The sequence below is a fragment of the Ruminococcus sp. 1001136sp1 genome (assembly GCF_039841815.1).
Lineage (GTDB): Bacteria > Bacillota > Clostridia > Lachnospirales > Lachnospiraceae > Blautia_A > Blautia_A faecis.
Window position 1 is genome coordinate 188,337 of the sequence record NZ_JBDPGY010000004.1, and the last position, 13,596, is coordinate 201,932.

The window sequence follows — 13,596 nt, forward strand, 5'->3', positions numbered from 1 at the left end:
ACACGTCCTTGCTATCCCTATAATAAGTTATGCCGGGGAGAATTGTCTATCTTATTAAATTGTATTTTTTAAATACGGGCTACGCCGGTTCTCTTTGCTGCCTCCGCAACTGCTTTGGCTACCGCCGGTCCTACCCTCTTATCGAATGCCTTCGGAATGATATATTCCGGAGAAAGTTCCTCATCTGCGATCAGATTTGCAAGTGCTTCAGACGCTGCCAGCTTCATTTCATCATTGATCTCTTTTGCTCTCACATCAAATGCGCCACGAAAGATTCCTGGAAAAGCAAGTACGTTGTTGATCTGGTTCGGGAAATCACTTCTTCCTGTGGAAACAACTTTTGCTCCGCCAGCCTTTGCGTCATCCGGGAAAATCTCCGGAGTCGGGTTTGCACATGCAAAAACAATTGCATCCTTATTCATGGTCTTAACCATCTCTGTTGTAACGGCACCAGGTGCGGAAACACCGATAAATACATCTGCGCCGACCAGCATATCTGCCAGAGAACCTGCTTTCTTATCCAGATTGGTCACCTTGCTCATTTCATCTTTGACTGGATTCATTCCTTCCGGACGTCCCTCATAGATTGCACCCTTTCTGTCACAGAGTGTGATGTTCTTAAATCCGGCTGTGAGAAGCAGACGAGCGATAGAGATTGCTGCTGCTCCTGCTCCGTTCATTACAACATGGACATCCTCTTTCTTCTTGCCAACAACTTTAAGTGCATTGGTAAGACCTGCCAGTGTGATGATCGCAGTACCATGCTGGTCATCATGGAAGATCGGAATATCACATTTTTCTTTCAGTTTCTTTTCAATTTCGAAACATCTCGGTGCGGAAATATCTTCCAGGTTTACTCCACCAAAGGAACCGGAGATCATATAGATTGTATTTACAATTTCGTCCACATCGTTGCTTTTAATGCAGAGTGGAAATGCATCTACATCACCAAATGCCTTGAAAAGGACACATTTACCTTCCATAACCGGCATTCCGGCTTCTGGTCCAATGTTTCCAAGTCCAAGAACAGCAGAACCGTCTGTAACTACCAGACACATGTTCCATCTTCTTGTGAGTTCGTAAGATTTGTTTACATCCTTCTGGATTTCCAGACAAGGCTGTGCAACTCCAGGTGTATAAGCAAGTGACAGATCATCCTTATTTTCTACAGGTACTCTTGTTACAACTTCAATCTTACCTTTCCATTCTCCATGCAGTCTTAAAGATTCTTTTGCATAATCCATTTCTATTGTCCTCCCTGGTATCTTAAATTATGTGAAACCGTATGATTCGGCTGCCTCTATTGTTACTGTGAACAGTTGCCTTCTAATCTATTAATAATTTCCTGTAAAGAATTTGCTATCTTTTGGAAGCTCATATCCGTCAAAATATTTATCAAAGTCAAGTTTGAGATATCCACACAGATTAGCAAGTTCGACCATCGTATTATCGTTTACAGGTAATCCATGCTCTCTTCTTTCTTTTTCTGCCAAAACTTCTTTTTCACCATGTGTATAAATACGTTCTTTGCCTTCTGCCTTCGGACTTTCTCTCAAAGCTTCCAGGTATTCTGAAAAATGTCTGCGGATTGCCTGAGGATCACCAAATGCAGCCGGATCGATTGCCATGAATCCATGACAGATTCCAGTTTTATCCGGGAATGTGCAGCAATGATCCGAAGTAACACCCATGGAAAGAATGGAACTGAACAGTTCACATAACATACCATATCCATATCCCTTGTGGCTTCCTGTAACCTCTTCATTTCCACCAAGGGGCATGATTCCGCCGCCCTTCTTTGCAACAATATTGGCAAGGACATCCGGCGCGTCTGTGCTTGCATGACCATCTTTGTCCAACGCCCATCCATTAGGAAGCGGTTTCTCCATTTTGTTGTACATTTCTAGTTTTCCTCTTGTAACCACTGTGGTAGAACAGTCAAAGAAAAACGGATACGGGTCTGCCGGCATAGCTACTGCGATTGGGTTTGATCCAAGCATGGCTTTTTTGCCAAACGTAGGAACCATAATAGCCTCTGAATTGGTGCAAGCCATTCCCAGAAGTCCTTCATCGCACGCCATCTTTGCATAATATCCAGCAATACCAAAATGATTGGACTCACGGACGGTTACGATTCCAACTCCGGTTTTTTTGGCTTTTTCGATGGCTTTTTTCATTGCGTAAACGGAAATAAGCTGTCCCATTCCATTATGACCATCAATCACTGCAGATATCGGTGTTTCAAATACAACTTCAGGCTTTGCCTGCGGATGGATGGTTCCCTTTTCGATTCCCTTATGATAACGCACCATTCTCTGCATACCATGACTTTCTATTCCATAAAGGTCAGCCGTAAGAAGCACATCCTTGATCTGATTGCTTTCTTCCTCTGTAAATCCAAACGCCTTGAATACGTCTCCGCAAAAATGATTCAGTGTCTCATATGACCATTTCACATATCCCATTGTTTCGCACCTCTTTCTGGTATTGCCAGTTTTATTTATTGGTATTACCAATTTACATTTTAATTATATCACTGGTATTACCAAAACACAATAGAGGTCATATCAATTAACTCTGTAAAAATGCCCAAAATTTCTTAGGATTTTTTTTGCATTTCTTCCATATAACGTTCAATCGTATCCATATGTTCGGACATACATCGTTCCGCCTGTTCTGCATCTCCGTTGATGATTGCCTCAACAAGCCGATGATGCTGGTCATCAACCTCTCTGGCAGAATTATTCTTTTTCATAATGTAGTCTCTCGTCCCGGAAACAATATTCTCCGTAAGCTGATCCGCTGCCGCAAGGACACTGTAAATCATCGGGTTATCTGCGATCTTTGCAATCTTCTGGTGAAGTTCGCGATCCAGTTTACCCCGTATCTTTTCATCTTCTGCGGCGTCCAGCCGTGCAAGAATCATCCATAATTCTGCTGCGTTCAGCGGTGTGCACTTCCTCGCTGCAAGAATTGCTGATTCTCTTTCCAGTGCCGCACGAAACTGCTGATTCTGGCGCAGATATCCATTATTTAATTTAAAAAGTATGGATAAGGGGCCGATTAGCCAGGTATCCAGATCCTCTGTAATATAATTCCCACCTCCCGGCACTGGCTTAACTATTCCCAGCAGTTCCAGTGCTCTCAAAACTTCTCTGACTGCCGGTCTGGACACTCCCATGGTCTCCGCCATTGTCCGCTCCGCCGGAAGGGCAGCTCCCGCTTTGAGACTGCCATTCTGAATGTTCTCTATAATCTGATTTAAAATCCCATCGAAAGCCCGCTCATCCCCAATTTCTCTAAACATAATCCATTCCGTTACTGAAAACTTATAAAAAGTCATAAACCTCTATGTTTCATTCCTTCTTCAAATAATTTTTACGGATGTTTGTTAATCTGTTATTTCGTTTTAATAAAAGTTTTTCCTTTTTGATTACATTATTTGTTTTACAGTAACTTACCCCTTTCTTATTTTTCTCGTAAGAACGAGAGAGACTACGCTGTAATCTGCGTTTCTGTTTTTCTAATTTCTTTACTTTCTGAGTTCTGGATCTGAAATGAATCTGCCACCTTTTTCAGAGCAAAGAAACAGTACCATATTGGCAATATCCATAGGATTTCCGACACGATGAACCGGCTGCTGCACTGCATCTGCTCCTGTATATTCGATAAAGTCAGTATCTATCCATCCCGGAGAGATTGAATTGACTCGTACTTGTCCAATATTGCTCAGGAATAAAATCATGTGCTTTTAAATTTGTCTTTAACCATATGTCAGCAACTCTATTAATATCTGGGTTCTGCATCTTTCTGATCATAACGATTATCCTCCATCAGCTTTGATTTCTCCGTAACAACCAATCAGTTATATCGTGAATCTCGACTCCTTCATAGCTATATTTTGGATGTTTAGTTCGGGCAATCATCATTTTCGGATAACGTACGGAGCTTCTGATCAAATGAAGCCATGGCACATCACCTCCAGCTTTTCCTTAAAAACATTCTAACTTCTTTGTATCTTTTCTCAAATTTACCACTCTTCACATTTAATATCACTTATCTGTTCGATTGGAATGACCGTTTGATCCGTCATGATTATAGCACGCTCGTATTCGTCTACCTTTTTTACAACACCAGAGCACATAACATAGGATCCACCGGTTTTTTTTGCATCGGGAATAAAATAAGTTATCGATACATTCTGTTCTATACCGATATTATTTCTGATTATGTTGATTTTTTCGTTCAGCTGAGCAATCACTTCCTCGCTCAGTTCCAATCTTTCATCGGTTAATCTTGCTGTTTCCTTTATCGCAGCATCATGTCCGGTCAAAGCTGCAAAAGGAGCAAATTGCGCTGCTCGATCCTGAAGTGGCATTTGCGGATGATTCTTAGAGACCGGATGCGGTAAATTGATGATATCGTCATAAGAATTATTTTTCATCCTCTTTCAACTCCTTTACGCCTTATGACCGCCAATCTGTTCATTTCTGTCCCTGGCGGTTGCACCTTCCTGAAGATTCATCCCCTTCAGTACAGCATTTTTTCCAAATTTCTTTTTGATACTGAGCATCGCTTCCTGCATACGTTTTTCACGATTCAGTGCAGCCTCTTCCTCTTCCTGCTTTTTCCTTTGCGCCTCATAATCCGTAAAAAGATCCAGCTGTTCATACACTTCTTCTTTCTTCACAGAACTTTCATCCACAAGCCTGTTCGCTGTGATATTGATTCTTCTGATAAGCAGGTTTCTGTCAACAATCCTGTCATATAACTCTATTACTGCATCAGTTATCATCTTGGTTGAGGAAGTCTGCCGTTTCAGATTGGTCGTTCCATGTGCATGTTTCGGAATTCTTCTTCCATAGCGGTCAATGGTAACCTCTCCATGATACTGCTTTCTCCTGTCGGCATTGTTCAGATTCTCAATATCATAACCAACTGTCAACACGATCTGGTCCGTTACAAGCTTCTTATCCACCAAATCCAAAACCATCTGATCCGTCATCTCTTTTACGACCAGTTTTGCTTTTTCAAAATCATAAGGACAATGAAGTACTTGTCCGGCGCAAACACTGTTCATTTCCGGTTTGTAGGCCTTAACCATTTCCATGGTACAGGGTTCATACCCCCAGGCATGATCGATCAACAGCTCTGCATTAACGCCAAACAGTTTATATAGCAGATCTTCGTTGTATAACTCATTCTCTTTTCCGATGGAACATCTTGCAATATCACCCATTGTATAAAGCCCGTATTCTTCCAGCTTCTTTGCATATCCCTTCCCTACTCTCCAGAAATCCGTAAGTGGTCTGTGACTCCAGAGTTTCCTTCGGTATGACATTTCATCCAATTCCGCAATTCGTACACCATCTTTATCTGCTTTAATATGCTTCGCCACAATATCCATCGCAATCTTGCACAAATACATATTTGTTCCGATTCCTGCAGTTGCCGTTATACCTGTCGTTTTCAGCACATCCTGTATCATGGCCATTGCAAGTTCTCTTGCTGTCATATTATAAGTATGCAGATAATCCGTTACATCAATAAATACTTCGTCAATCGAATACGGGAAAATATCTTCCGGCGCAATATATTTCAGATAAATGCTGTAAATTCTGGTGCTGTATTCCAGATAGAGAGCCATCCGGGGAGGAGCAACAATATAATCAATCTCCAGTGCAGGATTACTATTTAATTCTGCACTGTCATCAGAGGAACCAATAAATGTTCTGTTCGGTGCTTTCCACCTGCGGGCACTGTTGGCTTCTTTTACTTTTTGAACAACCTCAAATAAACGAGCCCTTCCGGGGATCCCATAACACTTTAAGGCTGGAGATACCGCAAGACAGATCGTTTTCTCTGTTCTGCTTTTATCTGCAACCACAAGATTGGTCGTCAAAGGATCCCGATTTCGTTCTTTACATTCCACAGACGCATAGAATGACTTAAGATCGATTGCAATATAGGTTCTTTCCTTTTCCATCATTCTACACCTCCTGGTTCTCCTGTGTTTCGTTTCTAATTCTTTATTCTGACCGGAAATCTTTCTCATCATAACAATCCGCTCAAGTATTTCCTGCCTGAATTTTTCTACGTCATTCGTACGCTTGCGCACGCCTGCTGCCGCAGCATGTCCACCTCCGCAAAATGCCTGCAAAAGTTCATTTACATTAATCCATTTTCCATCAGATCGGAAGGAACACCGCCAGCGGTTTTCTTCTTCCTCATACATGGTAAAACCTAGCTGAAAATACAGGGATTGTGACTGTTTGTCCTTTTGGCAACTGTTTTTTTACTGTTCCTGGTGGCACCCTATATATTTTACCACCCCTTAAACACTGATACTTGGTAGGCTGCCACATTTTCCGGATTCTCCAACGCTTTTCTCCGCCATGCATTTGGTGAAATTCCCGTTATTTTCTTAAAATTACGCATAAATGTAGATATCACCGGGTATCCTACAGAATTAGACACTTTTTCTATGGAACATTTTTCTTTTGCGAGCATTTCACAGGCCTTCTTAATCCGAACCAGATTTAGATATTCTGATGGTGTAATATTAGCAGACTCTATAAAGATCCTCCGCATATGTGTCTCACTCAGATTACATGCCCTTGCAAAATCCTTTCCCCCGATGTCCTCCATATAATGTAATTCTATATAACTTATAATTTTACGTGTATAATCTGAAGTTTCCCGGGAATTATTCTGAAACTTTATGTTTTCATTATCTAAACGATCAAAAAACAGCACAAGATTAAACGCAAGCGTTGAAACAGTATATCTATAATTTGCTTGTCTCAGCTGTATTTCTTCTATTATCATCTGCATAAGTGCCGCAGCCTTCGTACTTCCAGCATTCTCCAAAACACTTATTTTCTTCGATAGATTCTGTTCAACATAAATATATTTTTCTGGAACATTTACAAAACCTCTTTTTAAAATTTCTTCCACATCCACAAATAAATATTCCCATTTTTTACCACTTAATGCCATAACAGGAAGATCCTGAGAAATTTCATAATAACGGTATTCTGCCTTTTGCATTCTTCTTTCATTTCCTACCTTCCCAAAGCTTCAACAAATGAACTTGCCGCTCTTATTACTTTTTTGTTCAGAGAATAATAATGCCACTTGCCTTCCTTACGGTCATTTACAATCCCACAGTTAACCAATATTTTCATGTGATGTGATAAAGTAGGCTGCGTGATATTGAATTTATCCAGAATCTTACATCCGCATTTTTCTCCGTCTGACAGCATCTGAACAATCTCCAGTCTATTTGTATCTGATAATGCTTTACATATTAGTATCATATCCTTTGCTTCCATTTTCGCCGCCTCACATAGATAATCATCTATACATCAAATTACCATACGCATAGATGCTTGTCAATGTCCTGAAAAGCACAAAATCATAATAAAACTATCTCCATGACTTCCGATTTAATTTATCTATATCCAATGTCAAAACTCTAAACTATCTGCGTCCAAAAGGAAATACTTCATTCCCATGATGACAAATCCCTCATCATTTCTCCAAGGCTTTTTGCTGCCATTTACAATAACAACCTTCTTGAAAGAGTCCGGGATATTACGCAGAGAATTGAACTCCTGAGTCTGCTTTTCTTCTGAAGTCATGTCATAAGCAACCTGGATGTAGTATCTCTGATTGCCTTGGTTAACTACAAAATCAACTTCCAGCTGCTTACGTACACGCTTGCCCTCTTTATCTTTATCAAAGATCTGCACAACACCCACATCAACATTGTAGCCACGAATCAGTAGCTCGTTATAAACAATGTTCTCCATGATATGAGTAGGCTCCTGTTGCCTGAAATTCAAACGGGCATTTCTCAGACCCAGATCGGTAAAGTAGTATTTCATATTTGCACCGATATACTTTCTGCCCTTAATATCGTATCGGCTTGCTTTAGAAATCAAAAACGCATCTGCCAAATAGTCGATATGATTGGAAATCGTTTTGTTTGTATAACTCATCTGACGCTCACTGGCAAAGGTATTAGCAATCTTTGAAGGGTTGGTCGGTGCACCGATTGCAGATGCAAGCACATCAACCAGAATGCCAATTTCATCCACATTTTGGATCTTGTTTCTTTCAATTACGTCCTTCAGATAAACATTTGCAAAGATATTTTTCAGGTAATCTGCCTTCTGTCGTTCGCTCTGTAAACCTACGACCTGCGGCAATCCGCCATAGGTCATGTAGTCATCCCATGCATCGTCGTAATCACCTTTATAGACAGAATAAAACTCTGCAAAAGAGAGGGGATAGATTCTGATCTCATCACCTCTGCCACGAAACTCGGTCACAATGTCGCTGGACAAGAACTTAGAATTGCTTCCGGTGACATACACATCAATGTTGCTCATGCGGAGCAGGCTATTCAGCACTTCCTCAAATCGTGGCATGAACTGTACTTCATCCAGAAGAAGATAATACTTATCATCATCCTTCATGGCATCTTTGATGTACTTAAAGCACACCTTGGGATCTCTTAATTCCTCATTCTCAATACCATCCAAGGCAATCTCAATAATATGATCGGCAGCAACACCATTCTCCTGTAAATATCTCTTGAAAATATTAAACAACAAAAAAGATTTGCCGCATCTACGAATACCGGTAATCACCTTTATCATTCCATTATCTTTTCGCATGGTCAACTGCTGTAGATAAGCATCTCTTTTAATTTCTATCATTATATTCCTCAATTCCGTGCTTTTACACACTTTTTAGTAATAATATTCTATCATAGAACGATCTGAGCTTCAATATCTATTCCCATCTTATGTGTATCCGCACATTTTTATGTAATATAGATAAATATCTTTTTATTTTTTTGATTGCAGTGTCAAAATCGACTACTAAATCATTTGTTTTGTCATACCACCGTCAATACAAATGTTTTCACCTATGATAAAGCCTGCTTTTTCAGAGCAAAGGAACAATACCATATTGGCAATATCCATAGGATTTCCGACACGATGAACCGGCTGCTGCAGTGTAATTTTCTGTTTGCGGCTGACTCATACGGTCACGGGAAGATGAAATATTAACAATGGCAGCTCCTTCAGAGAAATATGGCTGAAATAGTTTTGCCAGATAAAATGGTGCCGTAACCGATACAAATACTCTGCTGTTTCCAAATTTACATTTTCCCGTTTAAAATGCTGGACTACATCACCAATATGAAATCTACATTCTTCCATTAGCTTCCTATCCTCCGATCTCTTACTTCCACGCTTTCCAGATATCCGGCTGATATCCAAGAGTGGATTGTTTTCCATTACGAACCACCGGTGTTTTAATCACCTGCGGGTTTTCCAGTACCTTCTCAAGTTTATCTTCCTCTGCAATGTACTTAATAAGCGCAAGCAGATCCTTATCCTTGCCCTCCCAGTTGATCATATTTTCCAGTCCACCATTTACCTGGGCAACCGAATTGAATTCGCCCTTGCTCATGCCCTTTTCTTTCATATCAATAAACTGAAACTTAATCCCACGTTCTTTAAAGAAACGTTCTGCTTTCTTTGTATCATTGCACTTCTTTGTTCCAAAAATCTGTATATTCAAATTAATTCTCCTTGTCCATCGCCATATGTATCATTTTGTAAAGCGGACATTCCAGGTCCGCATTCAGTTATATTATCTTTCCAGACAAATGATCAATTTCATGCTGGCAGATCTGAGCCGTCCATCCGGACAGCTTCTGCCGCTGTTTTTTCCAGTTGAAATCATAATACTCTACTTCTATTTCCTGGTACCGGGTCGTCTTACGAACACCATCCAAGGATAAACAGCCTTCTTCTGTATCATACATGTCACGCTTTGAAACGATCACCGGATTGAACATCACAACATCTATGAAGCCCATATTTACAATGATGATATTCTTCTTTACACCAATCATGTTTGCCGCCATACCCACACAACGCTCCCGGTTCGCCTGCAGCGTATCCTGCAGGTCTTTTCCAACTTGGATATCTGCTTTCGTGGCCAGTTCGGATGGTTGGCCTAAAAAGAAAACGTCTCTTACAATTTGCTTTACCATTTACTTTCTCCCTGTAGCTTTCATTCTGCTTTTTCCAATTTATTATTTACATCGAGACAAACTTTGTCTCCTTCATTGATATTACGCTCATAGAGCTCGGCATCCTCTGCTTTTACTGTCACTTCTTTTCCAGAAGAATCCACAAGAGTCACTAGTGCCATGACTGGTGCATCATCCAGTCGTTCTTCGCAACCAAAATCCAGGTCTTCATCGATTCGTTTTACTGTATACATCATACTTTAATTCCTCTTGAAATAATATTAAGAATCAGTATTCTACATACCTTTTCCGACTTTCCACCACTTCATCTTCCGTTACAGCCATCCTTACATTGCCATCGTTATAAAATCCATATAAAATAGACAAGAGGTACAGTTTAAACCTCTTGTTCATTATTATACCTTACATGTAATAAATTGTCATAAATAACTTTCCGTATTTTGTTGCTTTCCTTGTTTCTTCCCCTCAGCCAAAGCAAATAGCCGAGACCCTAATCAGCCTCAGCTATTCTAAACTATATCATTCAGTTTCAAAAATCAAACTCATCCGGATCCAGTCCTGCATCTTCCAAAACTTCTCTTCTTTCATCCGGATCCATAAATTCCAACTCATCATAATCCAGCCCTGCATCCGCAAAAGTATCGATCTCATCGTCGTCATCAAAGATACTTTTTTCATCATCCTTCATCATTTCGTCCATGAACTGAAACTGTGCAGCACGTTCCCAACTATCCAATTTCCCGTCTCTGTTAAAATCAAACATCTTATCAAAGCCAAACATGATTTTTCCTCCCTTAATCTTCCATAAACTCGAAATACTCTTGCTCACTGGCAAATAAAATGTATTTGCCTTCTACATATCCCATATATCCGTTGCTTGTGTCATAACCTTTCATTTGCCAGTCCTCCTTGGATTTTTCTTCTTTTTTGATGTTATCATCTTACAATAAATGGCTGTACAAAAATCCCGACAACCAACCGGCTAAACTTCCTTGAGCATTCTTTGATATAAACCCTAAAATGATAATTTTACAAAGTCTATTACTTGTTGTTAGTTCATAATTTATGTATAATAAAATTCATATAAGAAATACACGCTCAGCATGCAGCCTGGAACATAGATGCTCTGCATGTTTGGCGATATACGGGGAGGAAATTCTCATGGGTAAACAATCCACCAGGGAAAACAAAACAATTTACCAGCTTTACCGAGAAGCGGCAGGACTTACAAGAGCCGAGGCCAGTGAAAAAATGGATGCTGTCTCTGATTCAAAAATTGAAAAATTTGAATATGAAACACAAGAACCTACGCCTTATGATATCCTCCAGATGGCAGATGCCTATAAAAGACCAGATCTTTGCAATTATTATTGCTCTCACAAATGCGAAATCGGCCATCGTTATGTTCCAGAAGTAGAAGTGACCGATCTGTCAAATATCATTTTGGAGACAATTGCCAGTCTGAATGAAATCAATCCTCTTACCGGTCGTCTGATCCAGATTGCCCGTGACGGTAAGATCAGCGATGATGAAATGAAAGATTTTGCTTATATCAGTAAAAAACTTGATGAAATTTCTTTAGCCATAGACTCTTTGAATCTTTGGGTAGATAAGACAGCCGGAGAACAGGGGCTTAATCTTGAGCTCTTAAATGCCGAGAAAGAAAAATTAAAATAAGCCATAAATCGACGAAAGGCAATGAACCATTTCTGACTCATTGCCTTTTCCTTTACATACTCTGTAATTGATTGACGATACTTTCTGTTCTTCGAATTGCTTCTTCTACCTGTCTTTTTGCATTATTGATTCGATCCTGGACCACCCAGTCCACAACAAAACCATCAAAGAAATAATCCGCAAAAGAAAGAAAATCTCCAGTATCGATATTCAAGTTACATACCATATTTACATCATTTAATTCCCTGCTGAAATTACGAAGATCATACTTTGCCTGTTCCATATTCCGTTTGGCCTGATCCATTTTAGAATGTTTTAACATCGTAGTGAAAAAGCCGCCGCCAAACATATCTACCAGGCCCCAGTTCTTTGCACTGTTTAAATTTTCTTTTGCTGCCTGAAGACTGTTCAAAGCTCTGCGCCCAGCTTCAATTGCTTCTCTCTTTTCTTTTTCAATATCATATCCCATTGGTTTTCTCCTCCTGATCCATTATGAATGTGACGTCACCAAAGCTATAATGCCACCAATGATCAATAATGGAAAAGCAATGTACATCAGTCCACCTACAACCATACCAATCAATATCACCGGGAAGAAAATAACTGTGCAAAGTAGTTTCATAATTCCCCAGGATGCTCTTAACCCAAAAACAAAAAATTTTCCGACAAACCAAATTATACAAATTGTAAATAATAACGATAACATTTTTTTCTCCTTCTGAAACTCATTTTAATATGTGTCTTTCATTTTTTCTGTTCTTTTTCTGCTGAATATTCAGATGCGTTCTTTATACCAAGCTTATTACTGAATGCCGAATTTTTCTCCATCTTTTCTATTATCCGGATTAATCGAATTCTCTGTGCCGCTTCCATCTGATCACCCCATTTATATTCTGCTTTTTTGTTGATATTGTCACTATAACAAATTTCTTTTTCATAATACACATCCACCATGAGGAATTGCATCTTTATATTTCTCGAAATTTGAGAATTCTGTCTTTATATTCCTCTGCATGAATTGTTCCTGAAGATGAATTGATTAAAGTCATATTGGAAAATGATGAACTGAAAAATCCAGCAATACATTTGGAAAATAAGCGTAAAATACATTCTCTTGTAACCATCAAAACGCCGGTATAGGATTATAAAAATCCTGTATCGGCGTTATTAACTGCTTTATTGATTGTGATCATTTTATTTTCTTTATTCAGATGAACTGCTTATCAGCAATGCAAATATTATTTTGTTATGTCCCCATGGAATTCTAAAAATGATTTGTAAATCATCCCCAAGTCGGGAACGATTTGTATCTGTACAGTTATTCTGATACTTTATCAAAGAAAGCGATCATATAGAGCGGTAATGTGATTATTCCCTCTTCGCTGGTTCCTACATTCCCATCTATGAACTTATATCCATATAACGTACGGAGCTTCTGATTAAATGAAGCCGTTACTTGTCACCTCAATTTCTTATTTCCACGCCTTCCAGATATCCGGCTGATATCCAAGAGTGGATTATTTTCCATTACGGACCACCGGTGTCCTAATCACCTGCGGGTTTTCCAGTACCTTCTCAAGTTTATCTTCCTCTGCAATGTACTTAATGAGCGCAAGTAAATCCTTATCCTTGCCCTCCCAGTTGATCATATTTTCCAGTCCACCATTTGCCTGGGCAACCGAATTGAATTCACCCTTGCTCATGCCCTTTTCTTTCATATCAATAAACTGAAACTTGATCCCACGTTCCTTAAAGAAACGTTCTGCTTTCTTTGTATCATTGCACTTCTTTGTTCCAAAAATCTGTATATTCAAATTAATTCTCCTTGTCCATCGCCATAC

General features: G+C 39.5%; 17 protein-coding genes and 3 pseudogenes. 1 reads left to right on the top strand and 19 read right to left on the bottom strand.

Annotation, left to right across the window (positions count from 1 at the left end; translation table 11 throughout):
• Positions 1-68 precede the first annotated feature (68 nt).
• The 15 genes and pseudogenes from ABHC48_RS05165 to ABHC48_RS05235 all read right to left on the bottom strand — a co-directional run bounded on the left by ABHC48_RS05165 (position 69) and on the right by ABHC48_RS05235 (position 10,859).
• The gene (locus tag ABHC48_RS05165; protein WP_118577849.1) at positions 69-1,244 is read right to left on the bottom strand and encodes a malic enzyme-like NAD(P)-binding protein; all 1,176 of its coding nucleotides are present in this window, start codon (positions 1,242-1,244) and stop codon (positions 69-71) included.
• Between the two features lie 90 nt (positions 1,245-1,334).
• Complete coding sequence (locus tag ABHC48_RS05170) at positions 1,335-2,465, bottom strand: Ldh family oxidoreductase (RefSeq protein ID WP_118577848.1); 1,131 nt, start codon at positions 2,463-2,465, stop codon at positions 1,335-1,337.
• Between the two features lie 134 nt (positions 2,466-2,599).
• Positions 2,600-3,307 carry a FadR/GntR family transcriptional regulator gene (locus ABHC48_RS05175; protein WP_118577956.1) on the bottom strand — a complete coding sequence of 236 codons (708 nt, stop codon included), beginning with the start codon at positions 3,305-3,307 and terminating at the stop codon, positions 2,600-2,602.
• A 246-nt stretch (positions 3,308-3,553) separates the two neighbouring features.
• Positions 3,554-3,739: pseudogene (locus ABHC48_RS05180) on the bottom strand (SDR family oxidoreductase); the annotation flags it as partial.
• Positions 3,714-3,818, bottom strand: a pseudogene (locus ABHC48_RS05185) (GNAT family N-acetyltransferase); the annotation flags it as partial. The pseudogenes ABHC48_RS05180 and ABHC48_RS05185, both read right to left, overlap by 26 nt.
• A gap of 212 nt (positions 3,819-4,030) precedes the next feature.
• Positions 4,031-4,444: a hypothetical protein gene (locus ABHC48_RS05190; RefSeq protein WP_195699300.1), complete on the bottom strand. Its 414-nt coding sequence runs from the start codon at positions 4,442-4,444 to the stop codon at positions 4,031-4,033.
• A 15-nt stretch (positions 4,445-4,459) separates the two neighbouring features.
• Entirely contained in the window at positions 4,460-6,235 is a 1,776-nt protein-coding gene (locus tag ABHC48_RS05195; RefSeq protein WP_195699301.1) for a DHHA1 domain-containing protein, read from the bottom strand.
• A gap of 89 nt (positions 6,236-6,324) precedes the next feature.
• Entirely contained in the window at positions 6,325-6,999 is a 675-nt protein-coding gene (locus ABHC48_RS05200) for an AraC family transcriptional regulator (protein ID WP_195699302.1), read from the bottom strand.
• A 65-nt stretch (positions 7,000-7,064) separates the two neighbouring features.
• Positions 7,065-7,334 carry a metalloregulator ArsR/SmtB family transcription factor gene (locus ABHC48_RS05205; protein ID WP_148463117.1) on the bottom strand — a complete coding sequence of 90 codons (270 nt, stop codon included), beginning with the start codon at positions 7,332-7,334 and terminating at the stop codon, positions 7,065-7,067.
• Between the two features lie 135 nt (positions 7,335-7,469).
• On the bottom strand, positions 7,470-8,723 hold the full coding sequence (locus tag ABHC48_RS05210; protein ID WP_195699311.1) for an ATP-binding protein: 1,254 nt from the start codon (positions 8,721-8,723) through the stop codon (positions 7,470-7,472).
• A 168-nt stretch (positions 8,724-8,891) separates the two neighbouring features.
• Positions 8,892-9,159 (bottom strand): annotated as a pseudogene (locus ABHC48_RS05215) (SDR family oxidoreductase); the annotation flags it as partial.
• A gap of 99 nt (positions 9,160-9,258) precedes the next feature.
• Positions 9,259-9,600 (bottom strand): arsenate reductase family protein, encoded by a 342-nt coding sequence (locus ABHC48_RS05220; RefSeq protein ID WP_173770554.1) that lies wholly within the window; start codon positions 9,598-9,600, stop codon positions 9,259-9,261.
• Between the two features lie 67 nt (positions 9,601-9,667).
• On the bottom strand, positions 9,668-10,078 hold the full coding sequence (locus tag ABHC48_RS05225) for a peptide deformylase (RefSeq protein ID WP_187565376.1): 411 nt from the start codon (positions 10,076-10,078) through the stop codon (positions 9,668-9,670).
• Positions 10,079-10,098: 20 nt separating this feature from the next.
• On the bottom strand, positions 10,099-10,314 hold the full coding sequence (locus tag ABHC48_RS05230) for a hypothetical protein (protein WP_173770553.1): 216 nt from the start codon (positions 10,312-10,314) through the stop codon (positions 10,099-10,101).
• Between the two features lie 293 nt (positions 10,315-10,607).
• Positions 10,608-10,859: a hypothetical protein gene (locus ABHC48_RS05235; RefSeq protein ID WP_148463119.1), complete on the bottom strand. Its 252-nt coding sequence runs from the start codon at positions 10,857-10,859 to the stop codon at positions 10,608-10,610.
• 380 nt (positions 10,860-11,239) lie between these two features.
• Between ABHC48_RS05235 and ABHC48_RS05240 the strand changes: the two genes are divergently transcribed.
• Entirely contained in the window at positions 11,240-11,755 is a 516-nt protein-coding gene (locus ABHC48_RS05240) for a helix-turn-helix transcriptional regulator (protein WP_173717405.1), read from the top strand.
• A 52-nt stretch (positions 11,756-11,807) separates the two neighbouring features.
• Here ABHC48_RS05240 and ABHC48_RS05245 read toward each other — a convergent pair whose 3' ends face one another.
• The 4 genes from ABHC48_RS05245 to ABHC48_RS05260 all read right to left on the bottom strand — a co-directional run bounded on the left by ABHC48_RS05245 (position 11,808) and on the right by ABHC48_RS05260 (position 13,569).
• Complete coding sequence (locus ABHC48_RS05245; RefSeq protein ID WP_195699303.1) at positions 11,808-12,224, bottom strand: hypothetical protein; 417 nt, start codon at positions 12,222-12,224, stop codon at positions 11,808-11,810.
• 21 nt (positions 12,225-12,245) lie between these two features.
• The gene (locus tag ABHC48_RS05250; RefSeq protein ID WP_055066680.1) at positions 12,246-12,461 is read right to left on the bottom strand and encodes a hypothetical protein; all 216 of its coding nucleotides are present in this window, start codon (positions 12,459-12,461) and stop codon (positions 12,246-12,248) included.
• 38 nt (positions 12,462-12,499) lie between these two features.
• Positions 12,500-12,700, bottom strand: a complete 201-nt coding sequence (locus ABHC48_RS05255; RefSeq protein ID WP_187565428.1) for a hypothetical protein — start codon at positions 12,698-12,700, stop codon at positions 12,500-12,502.
• Positions 12,701-13,272: 572 nt separating this feature from the next.
• Positions 13,273-13,569 (bottom strand): ArsC/Spx/MgsR family protein, encoded by a 297-nt coding sequence (locus tag ABHC48_RS05260; RefSeq protein ID WP_195699304.1) that lies wholly within the window; start codon positions 13,567-13,569, stop codon positions 13,273-13,275.
• Positions 13,570-13,596 lie beyond the last annotated feature (27 nt).